We start from the raw sequence: 18,322 nt of genomic DNA on the forward strand, positions 1-18,322 counted from the left end.
TCCGCGCGCCACGGCCTTGATCCCTTACTGCACGCAAGTGCCCATACCTTGAAGGATGCCGACCATGCACTCACCTCTTTTCCCAAAACTCATCCTTGCAACCTCGATCGCACTGGCGCTGGCCGCCTGCGGCAGCAGCGACGACGATGCCTCGTTCCCGGACACGTCCGGGGGCAGCCAGGCCCTGCCTCCCGTGCAAACGGCGGGCGACGTCTTCGCCATTACGGCCAGCAATCAACTCGTTTCGTTCAACCGCGATGCGCCGGCCACGCTGCGTACCTCGCTGCCCGTGGTCGGCCTGCAGAGCGGCGAGAGCCTGGTCGGCATCGATTTCCGCCCGGTTGACGGCCAGCTGTATGCGTTCAGCAGCACCGGCCGCATCTACACGATCAACACCGGCAACGGCATCGCCAGCCTGAAGTCGACCCTGACGGCCGATGCCGCCGACACCAGCGCGCCCTTCACGGCATTGAGCGGCACCGACTTCGGCGTCGACTTCAACCCGGCCGCCGATCGCCTGCGCGTGGTCAGCAACACCGGCCAGAGCCTGCGCATCAACGTCGACACCGGCGCGACGACCACCGATGGCGACATCAACGGTGGCGCCGCCAATGCGGCCGTCACCGCGTCGGCCTACACGAATTCCTTCGCCGGCACCGGCAGCACCACCCTGTACGCGCTCGACACCGCCAACGACACGCTGTACGTGCAGAACCCGCCGAACAACGGCACGCTGAGCCTTCCGGTGACGCTGGGCGTGGACGCCACCGGTGTGAACGGACTCGATATCGATGCACGCACGAACATGGGCTATGCCGTGCTGACGGTCGGCGGTGTGCGCAATCTGTACACCATCAACCTGGCGGCTACCAGCGGCGCGGCCACCAGCGTCGGCGCGGTCGGCGGCAGCGAGAACATCCGTGGCATCGCCCTGCGCACGCCGCAAGCCCCGCTGGCCTACGGCCTGACCGATGACGGCCGCCTGCTGGCCTTCAAGCCGGCCACCCCGACCATCATCGACGCCAACGTGGCGATCACCGGCCTGAACGCCAACGAGCGCTTGCTGGGCATCGACTTCCGCCCGCGCGACGCCCTGCTCTACGGCATCACATCGAGCGCGCGCATCGTCACCATCGATCCGGCCACCGGCGCCGCCTCCGTCAAGGCGACGCTGGCCGCCGACGCGGCCGATACGACCGCCCCCTACGCGAGCATCGCCGGCACCAGCTTTGCCGTCGACTTCAACCCGGTCGCGGACCGCCTGCGCGTGATCGGCGACACCGGCCAGAGCCTGCGCATCAACGTCGATACCGGCGCCACCACCACCGACGGCGCCATCAACCGCGCCGGCGCGGCCCCGGTCGTCACCGCCGGCGCGTACACCAACAGCTTTGCCGGCACCACCGCAACCGCCCTCTACGATATCGATATCTCGAGCGCCAGCCTGGCGCTGCAGAACCCGCCGAACGACGGCACCCTGTCGATCATCGGCGCGCTCGGCGTGGCGGTGGCGGGAGACGTCGGCATGGATATCGCGGGCGGCGCGAATGGCCTGGTGCTGGCGGTGCTGCGCACGGCGGCCGGCGGACCATCGAGCCTGTACCGGGTCGACCTGGCCACCGGCGCGGCGACGCCGTTCAACGGCGCGGCCAATCCGGCCAACTCGCTGATCGGCAACGGCACCTTCGGCCTGCGCGACATCGCGATCGCGATCAGGCAGTAAGCACGCCGTCACCGGCGGGCGGCGAACGGCTGAAGACGGCGCGCCCGCGCCGCCTACAGCACCTGGACCGCCCGGCCGATGTAAAGGATCGGGCCGGTCGGACGCCCGATCGGCGAACCGCTCTTCGGTTCCAGCGTGATCTCGAAGAGCTGGTTCGGCTGCAGCGGCGGCAGGCTGCCCAGGGACACCCTGGTCGCCTGCCCCGGCTGGACCAGCCCGAGCGAGACCGGGCCTTTCCAGTTATCGGCCTTGGTCCACAATTGCAGCGCCCGGTCCGGCGGCACTGCGGTGCTTCCCTGCGGCGGCACCAGGCGCAAGGCGCCATCCTCTTCCATCCGCATGACCCAGCCGGGCGCCTTGTTGTCCGGAGTCGCCAGTACCACCAGGTAGCGCGGGCCGGCCTCGTCCAGCTGCAAACGGGGCACGATGGCCAGCATCGCCGCGGCTGCAAAGCCGGCGGCGGCCAGGCCGCGCCACAGCCTCAGTCCTTGCCACCATGGCTCCCGCCTGACGGGCGCCGGGGCTGCGGCCGCCGCAATCGACGCCTCGATCCGCGCCCAGAATTGCGGCGACGGCTCGACCGGCTCGGCCAGCCGCGTCAGCGGCAGCAGGCGCCGCTCCCATTCCTCTACCGCGGCGCGCAATACCCCATCGATCGGCAAGGCGAGCTCGATGCGCCGGCGTTCGCCCGCGGGCAAGGTGCCCAGCACGTATTCGCCGGCCAGCTCGCGGTCTTCCTGTTCGTGTGTCGCGCTCATCCCATGCACTCCCGCAATGCGGTCAAGCCGCGTTTGATCCAGGCCTTGATCGTGCCCAGCGGCGACTGCATGCGCGCCGCGATCTCCGCATGCGAGCAGCCGTCGACATAGGCGTACAGGATGCTGTTGCGCTTGGCGGGGTCGAGCCCGACCAGGCAATCGTGCAGCCGGCCCAGGTCCTGCTGTCGTTCGAAAGCGTCGAGCACCCGGGCGCCGTTTGCTGCGGCCGCGTCGAGCTGGTGCGCGTCGAGCGCTTCCTCATCGCCCTGCACTTCGCGGCCACTCCCGCGCGCCACGCTCAGCGCCTGGTGGCGCACGATGCTGTAGATCCAGCCGCGGCCTTCGCCGCGGGCAGGATCGAAGCTGCGCGCCTTGAGCCAGATGTTCAGGAAAGCGTCGTGCAGCACGTCTTCGGCCACCTGGCGCCGGCGCAGGATGCGCAGCGCGACGCCCAGCAGGGAACGGGCGTCGCGGTCATAGATGCTGCGCAGCGCATGCTGGTCTCCGTTGGCGCAGGCGGCCAGCGCCGCGTTGTAGTCGAAATTGTCCGGCGCATTCTTCAAGGGCTACTCCTGTGAAAACGTCACGGGCCGCCTTGCGGCAGCCCGGATGGCAGATCTACAGCGCTTGCACTTACATCTTCAGGGATTTCGCCAGGAAGCCCCAGCGGTCCGCCACTTCCTCGATCTGCTTCGTGGTCGGCTTGCCGGCGCCATGGCCCGCCTTGACGTCGATGCGGATCAGCACCGGGTTGCAGCCGGCCTGGGCGGCCTGGGCGGCGGCTGCGAACTTGAAGCTGTGCGCCGGCACCACGCGGTCGTCATGGTCGGCGGTGGTGACCATCGTCGCCGGATAGGAAGTACCGGCCTTCAGGTTGTGCAGCGGCGAGTATTTGACCAGGGCCTTGAACTCTTCCGGGTTGTCGGCCGAACCGTAGTCCGAGGTCCAGGCCCAGCCGATGGTGAACTTGTGGAAGCGCAGCATGTCCATCACGCCGACCATCGGGATCGCCGCGCCGAACAGGTCCGGACGCTGGGTCATCGCCGCGCCCACCAGCAGGCCGCCGTTGCTGCCGCCGCCGATCGCCAGCTTGGCCGGCGAGGTCACCTTGTTCGCGACCAGCCATTCGGCCGCGCCGATGAAGTCGTCGAACACGTTCTGCTTTTGCAGCTTGGTGCCGGACTGGTGCCAGGCTTCGCCGTACTCGCCGCCGCCGCGCAGGTTGGCCACGACATACACGCCGCCCATTTCCATCCAGGCCAGGTTGGCCGGCGAGAAGCCCGGGGTCATCGAGATGTTGAAGCCGCCATAGCCATAAAGGTAGGTCGGATTGCTGCCGTCGAGCTTGATGCCTTTCTTCGAGACGATGAACATCGGCACCCTGGTGCCATCGCGGCTGGTGAAGAACTGCTGGCGCGTCTCGTACTGGGCCGGGTCGAAGTCGACCTTCGGCTGGCGGAACACCGTGCTCTGGCCGGTCTTCAGGTTCAGGCGGTAGATCGTGGTCGGCGCGGTGAAGCTGGTGTAGGAATAGAAAGTCTCGGCCTCGTTGCGCTTGCCCTCCAGGCCGCTGACGGCGCCGATGCCGGGCAGCGCGATCTCGCGTACCGGCTTGCCCTTGAGGTCGTGCACGCGCACGACGCTGCGCGCATCCTTCAGGTATTTCAGCACGAGCTGGTTGTCGATGATGTCGGCGCCGGCCAGGGTATCGCTGCCCTCGGCGACGATTTCCTTCCAGTTCGCTTCGCCCGGCTTGCTGACGTCGATGGCGACGATGCGTTTTTTCGGCGCCTTGCGGTCGGTGCTGAAGTAGAACACGGTGCCGACGTTGTCGATGAAATCGTAACCGGCATCGAAGTTGTCGACCAGGTCGACGACTTTCGCATCAGGCTTCGACAAATCCTTGTACGAGACGCGGTATTTCGGGGCCGTGCCCTTGGTGGTGGTGATGACCAGGTAACGGCCGTCGTCGGTGGTCTGGCCGCCGAAACCCCATTCCTTCTGGTCGGCGCGGTCGTAGACCAGGGTATCGGCGCTCTGCGGCGTGCCGACACGGTGGTAGTAGAGCTTCTGGAAGTAGTTGACGTCGGCCAGCTTGGTCGCTTCCTTCGGCTCGTCGTAGCGGCTGTAGAAGAAGCCCTTGCCGTCTTTGGTCCAGGCAGTGCTGGAGAACTTGACGAACTTGACGTGGTCTTCCAGGTCCTTGCCGCTCTCGATATCGCGCACGCGAATCTCGTTCCAGTCCGAGCCCGAGGCCGCGGTGCTGTAGGCCAGCAGTTTGCCGTCCGGGGAGACTTCGGCGCCGGCCAGGGCGACGGTGCCGTCGGCGGCCAGCTTGTTCGGGTCGAGCAGCATGCGCGGCTCGTCGCCCAGCGACTTCATCGTGTACAGCACCGACTGGTTCTGCAGGCCGTCATTGCGCGTGTAGAAATAGCGGCCGCCTTCTTTCGACGGCACCGAGTAGCGTTCGTAATTCCACAGCTTCGTCAGGCGCTGGCGGATCGCTTCGCGCTGCGGGATCTGGCCCAGGTAGGCCTGGGTGACCGCATTCTGGGCATCGACCCAGGTCTTGGTCTGGGCGCTGTTGGCGTCTTCCAGCCAGCGGTAAGGGTCGGCGACGACCGTGCCGTGGTAATTGTCGGTCTGCGCGACTTTCTGGGTCACCGGATAGGCCACCGGGGCGGCGCTGGTGCAGGCGGCCGGGGCGGCGGCCCAGGCGGCGTTGCCGGCGGCGCCGAATGCCGCCATCAGGGCGAGGCCGAGCGTTGCATGTCTCATGTGCATATTCTTCTCTTTGTCTTCTCTGGCGAAATGTGCCGAAAGCAATCATAGCGCGAAACCCGGCAGGAAGCGATATGGACCCGCAGGGCGGGCCCGGGCGGGTCTATTGCGCCGGCCGCTGCGGCAGGACGTCGCGATGGCTGAGCCGCCATTTGTGCGACAGGTCGAGCGCCCAGCCGATTTCGGACGGGCTCAGGCGGCGTGCGACGATGCACTTGTTGACGTTGGCGGTAGCGTCGCCGCCCTCGGCCGCGAGCAGCATCCACATGTAGGCACGCACCGGGTCGCGCGCCACGCCCAGCCCGCTGCCATACATGCCGCCGAGGTTGTACTGGGCCAGCGCATGGCCCTGCTCGGCGGCCTGCTCGTACCAGAACACCGCGAGGCGGTCGTCCTGGGCCACGCCCTGGCCGCTGGCATAGAGCACGCCGAGGTTGTTCTGGGCGCTGGCGTCGCCCTGCTCGGCGGCGAGGCGGTACCACTCGGCGGCGCGCGCGTCGTCCTTTTCGACCCCCTGGCCGTTGGCATAGATGACGCCGAGGCTGAACTGGGCGTTGGCCGCGCCCGCCTCGGCCGCGCGCCGATACCATTCGACAGCCTGCTGTTGATCGGGCTCGGTGCCGCGGCCGCAGGCATACATGCTGGCCAGGTTGTACTGGGCGCCGGTATGGCCCTGGCTTGCCGCGCGCATGTACCAGTCGAGCGCGCGCGCCTCGTCGCGCTCGCCCAGGACGTGGGCGCTGCCCTTGGCGAACATGGTGCCGAGGCGGAACTGGGCCTCGCGGTCGCCATGGGTGGCGGCGCGCTGCAGCCAGGCGCAGGCGCGGCGCGGGTCGGCGCGCACGCCCTGCCCCTCGGCATAGGCGATGCCCAGTTCGCGCTGGGCGCCTCGCTCGCCGGCGGCGGCGGCCTTGCGCAGCCAGTACAGGGCCTGGCTGTCGCTCGCCTCCACGCCCTGCCCGCGCTTGTACATCAAGCCCAGGTTCAGCTGCGCCGGCGCGTCGTCCTGGAGCGCGGCCTTGCGGAACCAGGCCATGGCAAGCGGATAATTGATGGCGGCGCCGTTCCCGTACAGGTAGCATTCGCCGAGCTGGTTCTGGGCGCCGGCCATGCCCTGCTCGGCGGCCCGGTAATACCAGGACAGGGCGCGCTCGGCGTCGACGGCCACGCCGCGCCCCTGGCGGCACATGTGGCCCAGGTTCTGCTGGGCCGACGCATCGCCCTGCTCGGCGGCGCGGCGGAACCAGCGCGCCGCTTCCCCGTCGCAGCGCTGGACGCCGCGGCCATGGTAGTACATGGCGCCGAGGTGGTTCTGGGCAAAGGCCAGGCCCTGGAGCGCCGCGCGGCGCAGCCAGCGCACGGCCTCGGCGTCGTCGCGCGGCACGCCCTTGCCTTTCTTGTACATCAGGCCGAGATTGAACTGGGCATAGGCGTTGCCGCGCTCGGCCGCCTCGCGAAACCACATATAGGTCTGCTGGCTCTCGTTCTGGAGCTTCTGGCGGTTCATTTCCCTCTCCCGGGTTGGGGCGTCGGCGTCGCAGGCAAGCGGCCTCATAAGTATTAACAAAAGTTTAATGAGTCGGATGCATGGCGGGTTTGACTGCGCGCAATCGTGCAGGCGCCGGCACACATGAAAAAACGCGCCGCGCCCCTGCCGAGCCCGCCCTCAAGGCGGGGGCGCGGCGCTCTTGTCGGCGGCGTACTTGCCCAGGTAGCCGTGCACCTTGCCGGCAGCAAGTTTATTCACCGATACCAGCAAGTCCGGCGTCACCTGCGCCAGGCCGTAGTTCGACCCCAGATGGCGGCCGATGTGGATCAGCACTTCGGCCGCCACTTCGGCATCGGCCTCGGCGCGGTGGGCGGCGCTGCGAAAGGCGATGCCGAGCTGCCGCGACAACTGGCCCAGCTTGTAGCTCGGCATGCCCGGAAACACGCGGCGCGACAGCTTCAGCGAGCAGACCAGGCCGACGTGGCCGCAGGCACGGCCGAGGCGCTCGCTTTCGGCGACCAGGAATTTTTCGTCGAAGCTGGCGTTATGGGCCGACAGCGCATCGGCGCCGATGAAGTCGAGCAGTTCCGGCACCACCCTGCGTGCCGACGGCGCGGCGTCGACCATCTCTTGCGTGATGCCGGTCAGGCTGGTGATGAAGGCCGGGATGCGCGCGCCGCAATTGACGAGCGAGACATAGCGGTCGATCACCTGCCCGCCGACGATGCGCAGCGCCGCCACCTCGGTGATGCGGTCGCCCATCGCGGGAGACAGGCCGGTGGTCTCGAAGTCGAGCATCACGATCGGGCGTTCGAATATGGTCATGGCGATCCTTGTAAAGTCTCGACTCTCAGCCGAATTTTCGTAAAGCGTCGAGTGCCAGCCCGGCGCCGATGCTGCCGAACAGGTCGCCCTCGACCTTGCGCGCCTCCGGCACCAGGGCGCCGACGCGCGCGCGCAGGAGACCCACGCCGCTCGAGCCGCCGGTAAAGAAGACGGTATCGACCGCGCCCGGCGCCACACCGGCGTCGGCCAGCAGGCGCAGCACGGTGGCGTCGATGCTGCCCAGCAGCTGGCCGATGGCGTCCTCGAAGCCGGCGCGTTCGATGCGCAGGGTTTCCGGCGGCGCCAGCCGGTCGAGTTCGAGCATCACGCAATCGCTCGAGGACAGGCCGATCTTGGCGCTTTCCACCTGCATCGCCAGCCAGTGGCCGGCGCGTTCCTCGATCAGGTGGCTCAGGCGGGCCAGCTTCGCCGGTTCGCGCGCGTCGCGCACCAGTTCGTCGAGCTGGGCGATGCTCTTGCGGGTATAGGCCTGGTTGATCGTGTGCCAGGTCGCCAGGTTGAAATAATAGCTCGACGGGATCTCGGCGCCGGAACGCAGGGCGCTGCGGTAGCCCAGCAGCGGCATCACCGAGGCCAGGCTCAGGTACTTGTCGAAGTCGGTGCCGCCGATGTGCACGCCCCCGGTGGCGAGAATGTCGTCGCGCCGGTCGGGCTTGCCGACGCGGCCGGGGCCAAGGCGCACGAGCGAAAAGTCCGAGGTGCCGCCGCCGATGTCGGCGATCATGACCAGTTCCTCGCGCTCGATCCGCGATTCGTAATCGAAAGCGGCGGCGATCGGCTCGTACTGGAAGGAGACCTCGCGAAAGCCCACGCTCTGCGCCACTTCCGCCAGGGTGTCCTCGGCCAGCTTGTCGGCCTGGGCATTATCGTCGATGAAGAAGACCGGCCGCCCGAAGACGGCATGCTCGAAACCGCGCCCGGCCTGGACTTCGGCGCGCCGCTTGACCTCGCCGATGAACTGGGCCAGCAGCAGCCTGAACGGCAGCGAACGGCCGGCAACCTCGGTCTGGCCGTCCATCAGGCTGGTACCGAGCAGGCTTTTCAGCGAGCGCATCAGGCGGCCTTCGTAGCCGGCCAGGTAGTCGGCCAGCGCGGCGCGGCCGTAGCGCACCTCGTCGTCGTCGGCATTGAAAAACACCACCGACGGCAGGGTCGGCTTGCCATCCTCGAGGGTCAGCAGCGAATTCGCCACGACCGCGCCCGGCCCGGTTGCAGCCGTGTTCCTGCCCGGTGGGATCCAGCCAACCGTGGAGTTCGACGTACCGAAGTCGACGCCGCATGCGTTCGTCATGTCTGCCTTTACGGAACGCGCCCCGCAGGGGCACGCATTGAAGGGGCGAAATTTTACCAGAATCCACTTGCCGTGGCGAACCGGGACGGCGTGGCGTTGCGCGCCCGTCACGCGCGGCGGGCGTGCGGCGCCATCGCTATACTGACTGTATCGAGCCGACCTCATGGCGGGTGCAATGTCGAATGTCTGGGTCCTGAAACGCAATTGTTCGCTCACGCCGCGCCAGTCGGGTGCGGTCTACGCCCTGCTGTGCACGGCCTCTTTCGGCATCGCGCTGGTATTCCTGCTGCAGGGTATCTGGATCGTGCTGGCTTTTGCGCTGCTGGAAATGCTGGCCGTCGGACTGGCGCTGCTGCACTATGCGCGCCACGCGCTCGACGTCGAACGCATCGCCCTGCATGAGGACTGCCTGACTGTCGAGCGCATCGACGCCGGCCAGCGCGAAGAGCTGCGGTTCGATCCGCGGCGTCTGCGGGTCCATGCGCCGGCGCCGCGCCAGGGCAAGCTGATCCGGCTCGAGTCGCGCGAGCTGAGCGTTGAAATCGGCAGCTATGTCTCGGAACCGATACGGGTCCAGGTTGCCCACGAACTCCACCGCGCCTTGCGCTCCCACCCGATGCGCCTGCTTTCCTGACCTCGGCGGCAAAAAGTTGTCTTCCTTGTAAGTTCTTTCTTACATACACACGGCGACACAACCGATAGGTGTTGTCTATGCCGCCTTGCATAATTCTCTATTAGCACACGTGCTGATCCAGGAGAATAAATGAGCAAGGATTTGCATGGCTTTGCCATCGTCACCCATGGCGGCGCGGGCGAGCCGCTGGCGTTTGCCGACGGCTGCGAGGCAGCGGCGCGGCGCGGCCGTGAACACATGCTGGAAAACGGCGACGCGCTCGATGCCGCGATCGCCGCCGTCCTCGTTCTCGAGGAAGACGAGCGCTTCAACGCCGGCACCGGCGCCGTACTCTGCCTCGACGGCGCAACGATCGAGATGGACGCCGCGATCATGGACACGCGCGGGCGCCTCGGCGCGGTTGCCGCGCTGCGCGACGTGCGCAACCCGATCCTGCTGGCGCGCGCGGTGGCCGATACGCCGCACGTGCTGCTGGCGGGCGCCGGCGCCGAACAGTTCGCGCGCAAGCTGGGCCTGGAGCGAGCCCAGTCGATCCGCGCCAGCCAGCGCGAGAAGCATGACAAGGTCTTGCAGGAGCTGGCCGGCGCGAAGCCGATGATGCCGGGCGTCGACAATGGCAGCTTCGCGCGCTTCTGGAACTATGAAACGCCGCTGCAGTTGCCGCCGGGCGCCGCGCACGACACCGTCGGCGCCGTGGTGCGCGCCCCCGACGGTCATTTCGCCGTGGCCGGCTCGACCGGCGGATCGTCGCCGTCGCTGCTGGGACGGGTCGGCGATACGCCCCTGGTGGGCAGCGGCTTCTATGCCGGTCCGCTGGGCGCGGTGGCGGCCACCGGCATCGGCGAGCACATCATTCGCCATCTGCTGGCGCGCACCGTCTACGGCTGGATCGAAGCGGGCATGCCCTTGCAACAGGCGCTGCAACGCGCCATCGACCTGATCGACAAGCAAGCGCCGACCGGCCTGATCGCCGTCACCAGGACCGAAGCGGCGTCGTGCAGCAACACCCATATGCCAACCGCAACCATCGCCGAATAATATGAAAACCCAAGTGCACCGGACCTCGGTCCACGGCCACCTCGTCATCATCGGCGGCGGCGAAGACCGCCAGCATGCCAAGGCCATCCTCACCCGCTTTGTCGAACTGGCCGGCGGCCCGGAAGCGCGCATCGTCGTCATCACTGCCGCCAGCACGATCGCCGACGACATGTGGGACATCTACGACAAGGCTTTCGGCGATCTCGGCGTGCGCCAGCGCTTCCACCTGCCGCTGGTCAGCCGCCAGGATGCCAACGACGAAGCGAAAGTGCGCATGGTGGCTGAAGCCGACGGCATCTTCATGACCGGCGGCGACCAAAAGCGCCTGCTTGCGATCATCGGCGGCACCGCGCTCGACGCCGCGATGCACACGGCGCTGAAGGTGCACGGCGCCTGCATCGGCGGCACCAGCGCGGGCGCCTCGGCCATGTCGGGCCACATGCTGGCCCAGGGCAAGACCGACCTGCTGCCGCAAAAAGGCACGGTCAGCCTCGGCGCCGGCCTGGGCTTCCTGCATCGCGTCGTCATCGACCAGCATTTCTCGGAGCGCCAGCGCCTGGCGCGATTGCTGTCGGTGGTGGCGCACAACCCCTACCTGCAGGGCATCGGCATCGACGAGGACACCGCCCTGATCATCGAACGCGGGCGCGGCATCGAAATCGTGGGCGAGGGTTCCGTCACCGTCGTCGACGGGCGCACGATGGACACCAACATCGCCGACATCCGCGACCACGCGACGCCGGAACTGATCGACGTGCGCCTGCACCTGCTGCCGGCCGGCAGCCGCTACCGCTTGCCGACGGATGAAGAACCGCTGGAGCGGCCGATGTCGCCCTCGCTGCGCGAATTCCTGGAAACTGTCACAAAACGGAACCCGATCTCATGAAACTCCTCGAAAAGCGCTTCCTGCGCGGTCCCAACCTGTACAGCGCCGCCCCCTGCCTGATGGCCGTCCTCGACGCATCGGGCGCCGCCCCGGTTCCCGGCTTCGGCGCGCGCCTCCAGGCCCTGCTGCCCGGCCTGGCGCTTGACACCCCGGCGGGCCAGGCCGGCGTCGCCTGTATCGCCGACGCGGTCGAACCGGTCGTGATGGAACTGCAGCGCCTGGCCGGCGCCCCCGCCCCGTTCAGCCAAACGCTGGCGGTGCAGCGCAAGCCGGACGCGCGCCGCGCGGTCTGCGGCTACCGCACCGAACAAGTCGCGGGCCAGGCGCTCGAGATGGCCATCCGCATGATCAAGGTGCTGGCGACAGGCGGCGGGGTCGACATCGACGCCGCCGTCGCCGCCCTCAAGGAAACCGCCGGGGACTACGCGATCGGCACCAGCACCGGCGCCGTGGTGGACGCGGCCCGGCGCCGCGGGATTCCCGCCCTGCGCATCACCGACGAAGCGAACCTGTTCCAGCTCGGCTGGGGCAGCCGCCAGAAGCGCCTGCAGGCGACGATCACGGGCGCCACCAATTCGATCGCGGTCGGCATCGCCGGCGACAAGCAGCTGACCAAGACCCTGCTCGAGCAGGCCGGCGTGCCGGTCCCGGCCGGCGCCACGGTCAGCACCCTGGCCGACGCCCAGCGCGTGGCCCGCCGTTTGCTGGGCCCGGTGACCATCAAGCCGCTGGACGCCAACCAGGGCAAGGGCGTGACCACGAGCTGCACCACGTTTGACGAAGTCGAGCGCGCTTTTGCGCATGCGCGGCAGTACGGCCGCCATGTGATCGTCGAACAGTTCCTGGCCGGGCGCGACTACCGCGTGCTGGTCACGGGGTCGACAATTGCGGCGGCCGCGTGGCGCCGCCCTCCTTGCGTCCTCGGCGACGGCAAGGCCAGCGTGCGCGAACTGGTCGAGCGCGAGAACCGCAAGCCGGGCCGGGGCGACGGCCACACCAACATCCTCACAAGGATCCCGATGGACGAGCTGGCCGCGGCCACGCTCGCGAAACAGGGCTTCGACTTCGATTCGGTGCTCCCGGCCGGCCTCAGCGTCGACCTGCGCGGCAACGCCAACTTGTCGACCGGCGGCACCGCCGAAGACGTCACCGACCTGCTGCCCGAGGAAACCCGCGACATCTGCCTGCGCGCCGCCCGCATCATCGGGCTCGACGTGGCCGGGATCGACATCGTCTGCCAGGATATCGCGCAGCCGCTGGGCGAACAGGGCGGCGGCATCATCGAAGTGAACGCCGCGCCCGGCATCCGCATGCATCACTACCCGAGCCGCGGCACACCGCGCGACGCCGGCGCCGCCATCGTCGAGGCCCTGTTCGGCCAGGACGACGGCCGCATCCCGCTGGTCGCCATCACCGGCACCAACGGCAAGACCACGACCTCGCTCCTGATCGCCCATACCGCCCGCCTCGCCGGCCTGCGCACGGGCGTGACCACCACCGAAGGCGTCTACATCGACGGCCGCCTGACGATGAAGGGCGACTGCACCGGTTACCGCTCGGCGCGCGCCATCCTCAGTTCGCCCGAGGTCGATTTCGCCGTGCTGGAGACGGCGCGCGGCGGCATTCTCAAGCGCGGCCTGGCCTATGACCGCTGCGACGTGGCGGTGGTGCTGAACGTGTCGAACGACCACCTCGGCCTGGACGGCGTTGACACGGTCGAGGATCTGGCGCGGGTCAAGGCCGTGGTCGCCCAGCGCGCCTCGCGCGCGGTGGTGCTGAACGCGGAAGACGATTATTGCGTGGCGATGGCGAAAGACCTGGCGGACAGCGTCGAAGTGCTGTACTTCGCGCTCGACGCCGACAACCCGGTGCTGCTGCGCCACCTGGAGCGCGGCGGGCGCGGCGCCTACCTCGAGGACAACACCCTGGTGCTGGCCACCGGCGCGCGCCACGAGGCACTGCTCGACGTGCGCCAGATGCCGGTGTCGATGCAAGGCTGCGCGCGCTACAACATCGCCAACGCCCTGGCGGCCTGCGCGGCGCTGGCCGCGAGCGGCTTCGGCAACGCGGAACTCGTGGCCGGCATGCGCAGCTTCGTTTCCGACAGCAAGCATAATCCGCTGCGCTCGAACCTGTTCGACGTCGACGGCGTGACGGTGATCGTCGACTATGCCCACAACTGCGCGGCCTATGCGGCGCTGGCCGAAACGGCGCGCGCGATGACGCCGGGCCGGGTCGTGGGCGTGGTCGCCGCGCCCGGCGACCGGCGCGACGCCGACCTGGTCGACATCGGCCGCACCTGCGCCGCCGGCTTCGACGACCTGGTCGTGTACGAAACCGAAAACCGCGGCCGCGGCGAAGGCGAAGTCGCCGCCCTGCTGGTGCAGGGCGCGCATCTCGGACGCATCGCCGCCGACAGGCTGGCCCTCGAACTGAACGTGCACCGTGCGATCCGCCACGGCCTGGCCCTGTGCCAGAGCGGCGACGTGCTGGTGTTCGGCTGCGGCTCGTCGATCTCCGAACTGACCGAAGCGCTGCGCCCGACCCGGCCGGAGCTCGCGCGGCGGATCGAGGCCGAGGCGGTGTGAGGCTTGTGCGGACGCAAAACGAATAAGGGCCCTGACGGGCCCATATTTACATCGTCGCCGACGCAATCACAAGGTCTGTGCCAGGATCTTGTCCGCACTCTCCGGATCGTCGACGCGCAGGGCGTCGATGAAGGTCTGGATCGAGGTGCCGCAGGCGAACACCAGCACGTCGCCGGGGCGGCACAGCGACAGGCCGAGGCGGATCGCATTGCCCACTTCGAGCTCGCAGTGCAGCGTGTCGGAGGGCCCGACCACGTTTTCGGCGCCCTTCAGGATAATCCCGACCACTTCGCCGGGGGCGCGGCCGCGGTTTTGCGATTCGTAGATCACCAGTTCGTCGAAGCGCTCGCCGCAGACTTCGCCGATCTGGACCAGGTCGCTGTCGCGGCGGTCGCCCGGCGCGGTGACGATGCCCACCATCTGGCCGGGCAGCAGCGCGCGCGCCATTTCCGACAGCGCCGCATAGGCCGCCGGGTTGTGCGCATAGTCGACGATCACGGTCACGCCGCGCACGTCGAAGACATTGGTGCGCAGCGGGTTGGTCTTGCTGTCGGAGACAAAACTGGACAGGCCGGCCGCGATCTGGATGTTGGAAAAGCCCGAGGCCATCAGCGCCGCCGCGGCCGCCAGTGCATTGGCGATGTTGTAGCGCGCCAGGCCGCCGAAGGAGGCCGGCAGGCTTTCCACCCGCATCAGTTCCTGCTGGCGCATGCCGTCGGCGATCACGATCGCGTTGTCCTGCACGTAGGTGCCGCGCCCGCCCTCGTCCAGGTGCTTGAGCAGGACCGGGTTTTCCGGCTCCATCGAGAAGAAGATGATCTCGACGCCGGGCCTGGCGCGGCGCACCATCTGCACGCACAGCGCGTCCTCGGCGTTGAGCACCAGCACTTTCGCGGCGGACGCGGCCACCACGGCCTTGACCTGCGCCAGGTCTTCGATGGTGTCGATGCCATCGAGGCCCAGGTGGTCCGGCGCCACGTTCAGCACCACGCCCACGCTTGAGTGGTCGAAGGCCAGGCCGCGCTTGAGGATGCCGCCGCGCGCCGTTTCCAGCACCGCGAAATCGACGTCCGGCGCCGACAGGATGGTGCGCGCCGACCAGTAGCCGGTGCAGTCGCCCTTGACCAGGCGCTTGCCGTTGATGAACACGCCTTCGGTGGTGGTCACGCCGGTGCCCAGGCCGGCGACGCGCGCGGTGTGGCCGATCATCAGGGTGGTCGTGGTCTTGCCGTTGGTGCCGGTAACGGCCACCACCGGAATGCGGCCGTTCGAGGGGCCCATCAGGCCTTCGACGATCGCTTCGCCGGCGTCGCGCGCCTGGCCCGCGCTCGGGTGCTGGTGCATGCGGATGCCGGGTGCGGCATTGACTTCGATGACGGCGCCGCCCTGTTCGTCGAGGGGCAGCGCGATGTCGCGGCAGACGATGTCGATGCCGGCCACGTCCAGTCCGATCTTGGCGGCGGCGCGCACGCACAGCGCCCGCGTGATTTCAGGCAGCAAGTCGGTGCAGTCTTCGGCGGTGCCGCCGGTCGACAGGTTGGCATTGCTGCGCAATTCGACGCAGGTCCCGGGTGCCGGTACCGAATCCGGTGCATAGCCCTGGCGGCGCAGCATGTCCTCGGCGTGCGCGTCCAGCGCCAGCGAGGTCAGCACGTTGCTGTGGCCGGAGCCGCGCTGCGGGTTGCGGTTTTCGATCTCGACCAATTCGGTAATGGTGCTGACGCCGTCGCCGACGACATGGGCCGGGCGCCGGAACGAGGCCGCCGCGACCCGGCCGCCCGCCACCAGCACGCGGTAGTCGCGGCCTTCGACGAAGCGCTCGACGATGATCTTGCGGCCGTATTCGCGCGCGAAATCGAAGGCGGTCGCGACTTCCTCGGGCGTCTCGCAGCGGGTGGTCACGCCCTTGCCCTGGTTGCCGTCGAGCGGCTTGACCGTGACCGCCACGCGCAGGCGGCGCGCGATGCGCTGGGCTTCCTCCACCGTGCTCACGGTGCCGCCTTCGGGGACCGGCACGCCGGCTTCCTGCAGCAGGGCTTTGGTGAGCTGTTTGTCGCTGGCGATCTTCACCGCAACATAGCTGGTGTCGCCGGTGATCGTGGCCTGCAGGCGCTTTTGCTTCGATCCCCAGCCGAGCTGGAACAAGTTGGCTTCGTCGGTGATGCGCTGGCTCGGAATGCCGCGCTCGTGGGCTGCGGCCAGCACCGAGGCGGTGCTGGTGCCGATGGCATAGCGCGCGCCGAGGCCGCGCAACTGCTCCATGCGCTCCTCGAACTCGAAGGCTTCGCCGCGCGCCAGCGCACCGACCAGGTCGCAGGCCAGCTGGAACGCAGGCTCGGCCAGCTTTTCGATGGTGTACTGGACAACGACGCGGAACTGGCCCGGGCGCCCGGTCGCGGGGCGGGTGCGGCCATAGCCGACTGCCGGGCCGGCCATGGATTGCAGGGTCAGCGTGACTTGTTCGATGACGCGCGCCAGATAGGTGCCGGCGCGCAGGCGCTGGGCGAAGCCGCCCGGCTGGCTGGAGACCATCAGTTGGCCGTTCAGGGCCGGCAGCAGCGCCAGCAGGGTGTCGTTAAATCCGGGAATGTCTTTTGACGAGATGCCGTACAGGTCTTCCAGGTCGATCACGCTCAGCAGGCAAGGCGTATCGGCGTGGACGTTCGGCCCTCTCAGGAACCGTTGTTCGAGAATGTACAAGGAAGTGCCCCTAATATTTGGCTTGTTATTATAACTGCAATGTCAGCGCCACCGGCCCTCCTTCGGGGCAGCGGTGACGGTTGGTGTGAAACAGGCTCAGGTATCGAGCAGCTGGCTGTACATGCGCGTGGCCATCAGGCCGGCCGCGCTGTGATGGTGCGCGGGCGACATCAGTTCGCCCAGCAGCGCCATCGCCTCGGCTTTCCCGGCCGCGGATGCAACGCGGCTCTCCAACATGCCCAGTTCGTTCTCTCCCGCGGCGTCGCGATCGGTGTCGCGCGCCGCGCGCCGGCGGATCAGCCCGCGCTCCGGGAACTGGCTACCGCGGTCCTGGTGCTCGCCCAGGTTGTCGAGGGTGCGCTGGCGCGCCCGGTGGGTCAACGCGCGCCCTTCCTTGACATTGCTGGCGCCGTGCGGCGGAGTGATGATCCAGTCGCGCAGCACCTGCTGCTCGTAGGCGGAAAAGACGCCGAACATCTCGGCGCGCTCGCCGTGGACCAGCTTCCAGAAGCGGCTGTGCTCGACGTCTTCGCCGCGCTTGATCCAGCCCGCGGTTTCCAGGGCGCCGAGGAAGCCGGGAATCTGCGACGGCTCGCCGAGCCAGTCGTTGACCGAGCGGCCGGCGACGCGGCAGTAATCGGAGTGCATGCTTTTCCCGACGCTGCTCTTCTGCGCCAGCACCCGCACCAGCTCTTCCTGCAAGTCGAAAGCGGCGATGACGGAGTTCGTGCTGGCGCCCAGTTCGTTCAGGCGGTAGCCGTCGAGCACGCGGCGGTAGAAGGCGGCGCGGTCGCCCACGCGCGGCATCAGGTCGACCAGGGCCTGCACCGCCTTCTGCGCATGGCCGCTGGCGGCATTGTCGACCGTGACGTGCAGCGTGAAGTAATACGGATCGATCCCGAATTCGTTCAATTCATAAGACGTGATCAGCAGGTGCAGCGGCAGTTGCTCGTAGCCGAGGTTGTAGCCGATGATCTCGGGCAGCATCCGCTCGGCATTGTGGCCCAGCGCCAGCTGGATCGCACCCTGCACGAAATGCTCCTCGTCCAGGTCTTCCCAGCCCTCGACGCCATGGGCGGCCAGCAGTTTGCGGTAGATCGTGACGTGGTTCTTGCTTGGCGCGCCATCGCCCAGCTCTTCGACATAGGTCTTGATCAGCGGGTGGTAGTCAGGATTGTCCCAGTGCTTGAGCAGGCCGTAGAGCCAGGCGCCGTCGACCAGCTTGGTCGGCGCGACCGACTTGATGAAATTCAGGGCGTGGCTGCGGTTGCCGAAATAACGCCGCGGCGCGCCTGCCTTGCGCGTTGCCAGGTAGTCGCGGTATTCCTGTCCGACCGCTTCGGTGCGGGCGACGATCCAGCCCGGCAGTTGCGCCAGGGTCGGCGGCAGGTCGGCCGGGATATCCTGCACGGCAGCGATCTGCTCGCGAAGGAAGGCTTCGCCGGCACGGGCATTGGCCAGCGGATCGGCGTACAGGGCAAAATACAGCTGCTTGGCACGGTCGGGCCGGGCGGCTTCGTGGCCCTGCGAGCGGACGAGTTCTGGAACTTCGGTAACGAGCGTTTGCGTCATGGGCAGGCGGCCAATA

13 protein-coding genes are annotated in these 18,322 nt (G+C 68.1%); 5 read left to right on the plus strand and 8 right to left on the minus strand.

Features of this window, described 5'->3' with window-relative positions:
• Nucleotides 1–64: 64 nt before the first annotated feature.
• Entirely contained in the window at nucleotides 65–1,723 is a 1,659-nt protein-coding gene (locus AC56KZ_RS01230; RefSeq protein ID WP_497160313.1) for a DUF4394 domain-containing protein, read from the plus strand.
• A gap of 53 nt (nucleotides 1,724–1,776) precedes the next feature.
• Here the strand turns inward: AC56KZ_RS01230 and AC56KZ_RS01235 are convergent, their stop codons facing one another.
• From AC56KZ_RS01235 to AC56KZ_RS01260, 6 genes are all read right to left on the minus strand, one after another.
• Nucleotides 1,777–2,481, minus strand: coding sequence for an anti-sigma factor (locus AC56KZ_RS01235; RefSeq protein WP_497160314.1), 705 nt, complete (start codon nucleotides 2,479–2,481; stop codon nucleotides 1,777–1,779).
• The gene (locus AC56KZ_RS01240; RefSeq protein ID WP_497160315.1) at nucleotides 2,478–3,044 is read right to left on the minus strand and encodes a sigma-70 family RNA polymerase sigma factor; all 567 of its coding nucleotides are present in this window, start codon (nucleotides 3,042–3,044) and stop codon (nucleotides 2,478–2,480) included. Before AC56KZ_RS01240 ends, AC56KZ_RS01235 begins: the two co-directional genes overlap by 4 nt.
• Nucleotides 3,045–3,114: 70 nt before the next feature.
• Nucleotides 3,115–5,265, minus strand: coding sequence for a prolyl oligopeptidase family serine peptidase (locus AC56KZ_RS01245; RefSeq protein WP_497160316.1), 2,151 nt, complete (start codon nucleotides 5,263–5,265; stop codon nucleotides 3,115–3,117).
• Between the two features lie 100 nt (nucleotides 5,266–5,365).
• Nucleotides 5,366–6,769 carry a tetratricopeptide repeat protein gene (locus tag AC56KZ_RS01250; protein ID WP_497160317.1) on the minus strand — a complete coding sequence of 468 codons (1,404 nt, stop codon included), beginning with the start codon at nucleotides 6,767–6,769 and terminating at the stop codon, nucleotides 5,366–5,368.
• A gap of 159 nt (nucleotides 6,770–6,928) precedes the next feature.
• The gene (locus tag AC56KZ_RS01255) at nucleotides 6,929–7,576 is read right to left on the minus strand and encodes a 3'-5' exonuclease (protein ID WP_497160318.1); all 648 of its coding nucleotides are present in this window, start codon (nucleotides 7,574–7,576) and stop codon (nucleotides 6,929–6,931) included.
• A 25-nt stretch (nucleotides 7,577–7,601) separates the two neighbouring features.
• Complete coding sequence (locus AC56KZ_RS01260) at nucleotides 7,602–8,888, minus strand: Hsp70 family protein (protein WP_497160319.1); 1,287 nt, start codon at nucleotides 8,886–8,888, stop codon at nucleotides 7,602–7,604.
• A gap of 175 nt (nucleotides 8,889–9,063) precedes the next feature.
• On the opposite strand from AC56KZ_RS01260, the gene AC56KZ_RS01265 reads away from it, so the two are divergent.
• The 4 genes from AC56KZ_RS01265 (at nucleotide 9,064) to cphA (AC56KZ_RS01280) (ending at nucleotide 14,034) form a co-directional block, all read left to right on the plus strand.
• The gene (locus AC56KZ_RS01265; RefSeq protein ID WP_497160320.1) at nucleotides 9,064–9,522 is read left to right on the plus strand and encodes a DUF2244 domain-containing protein; all 459 of its coding nucleotides are present in this window, start codon (nucleotides 9,064–9,066) and stop codon (nucleotides 9,520–9,522) included.
• A gap of 129 nt (nucleotides 9,523–9,651) precedes the next feature.
• Nucleotides 9,652–10,560, plus strand: a complete 909-nt coding sequence (locus tag AC56KZ_RS01270; protein ID WP_497160321.1) for an isoaspartyl peptidase/L-asparaginase — start codon at nucleotides 9,652–9,654, stop codon at nucleotides 10,558–10,560.
• A 1-nt stretch (nucleotide 10,561) separates the two neighbouring features.
• Nucleotides 10,562–11,446 carry a cyanophycinase gene (locus AC56KZ_RS01275; RefSeq protein WP_497160322.1) on the plus strand — a complete coding sequence of 295 codons (885 nt, stop codon included), beginning with the start codon at nucleotides 10,562–10,564 and terminating at the stop codon, nucleotides 11,444–11,446.
• The gene (gene cphA, locus AC56KZ_RS01280) at nucleotides 11,443–14,034 is read left to right on the plus strand and encodes a cyanophycin synthetase (RefSeq protein ID WP_497160323.1); all 2,592 of its coding nucleotides are present in this window, start codon (nucleotides 11,443–11,445) and stop codon (nucleotides 14,032–14,034) included. The genes AC56KZ_RS01275 and cphA (AC56KZ_RS01280) overlap by 4 nt, the downstream gene beginning before the upstream one ends.
• A 66-nt stretch (nucleotides 14,035–14,100) precedes the next feature.
• Here cphA (AC56KZ_RS01280) and cphA (AC56KZ_RS01285) read toward each other — a convergent pair whose 3' ends face one another.
• Nucleotides 14,101–16,734 (minus strand): cyanophycin synthetase, encoded by a 2,634-nt coding sequence (gene cphA / locus AC56KZ_RS01285; protein WP_497160324.1) that lies wholly within the window; start codon nucleotides 16,732–16,734, stop codon nucleotides 14,101–14,103.
• 96 nt (nucleotides 16,735–16,830) lie between these two features.
• A complete protein-coding gene (locus AC56KZ_RS01290) occupies nucleotides 16,831–18,306 on the minus strand; it encodes an iron-containing redox enzyme family protein (protein WP_497160325.1) in 1,476 nt (491 codons plus the stop codon).
• Nucleotides 18,307–18,322: the final 16 nt, after the last annotated feature.

The sequence above is a fragment of the Telluria sp. LT2P34 genome (assembly GCF_059685915.1).

Bases quoted from the DNA above. Each gene is read 5' to 3' on its own strand.
- AC56KZ_RS01245 (WP_497160316.1), bottom strand. From the start codon at position 5,265: ATGCACATGAGACATGCAACGCTCGGCCTCGCCCTGATGGCGGCATTC.
- AC56KZ_RS01260 (WP_497160319.1), bottom strand. From the start codon at position 8,888: ATGACGAACGCATGCGGCGTCGACTTCGGTACGTCGAACTCCACGGTT.
- AC56KZ_RS01290 (WP_497160325.1), bottom strand. From the start codon at position 18,306: ATGACGCAAACGCTCGTTACCGAAGTTCCAGAACTCGTCCGCTCGCAG.
- AC56KZ_RS01235 (WP_497160314.1), bottom strand. From the start codon at position 2,481: ATGAGCGCGACACACGAACAGGAAGACCGCGAGCTGGCCGGCGAATAC.
- cphA (WP_497160323.1), top strand. From the start codon at position 11,443: ATGAAACTCCTCGAAAAGCGCTTCCTGCGCGGTCCCAACCTGTACAGC.
- AC56KZ_RS01275 (WP_497160322.1), top strand. From the start codon at position 10,562: ATGAAAACCCAAGTGCACCGGACCTCGGTCCACGGCCACCTCGTCATC.
- AC56KZ_RS01230 (WP_497160313.1), top strand. From the start codon at position 65: ATGCACTCACCTCTTTTCCCAAAACTCATCCTTGCAACCTCGATCGCA.
- AC56KZ_RS01255 (WP_497160318.1), bottom strand. From the start codon at position 7,576: ATGACCATATTCGAACGCCCGATCGTGATGCTCGACTTCGAGACCACC.
- AC56KZ_RS01265 (WP_497160320.1), top strand. From the start codon at position 9,064: ATGTCGAATGTCTGGGTCCTGAAACGCAATTGTTCGCTCACGCCGCGC.
- AC56KZ_RS01250 (WP_497160317.1), bottom strand. From the start codon at position 6,769: ATGAACCGCCAGAAGCTCCAGAACGAGAGCCAGCAGACCTATATGTGG.
- AC56KZ_RS01270 (WP_497160321.1), top strand. From the start codon at position 9,652: ATGAGCAAGGATTTGCATGGCTTTGCCATCGTCACCCATGGCGGCGCG.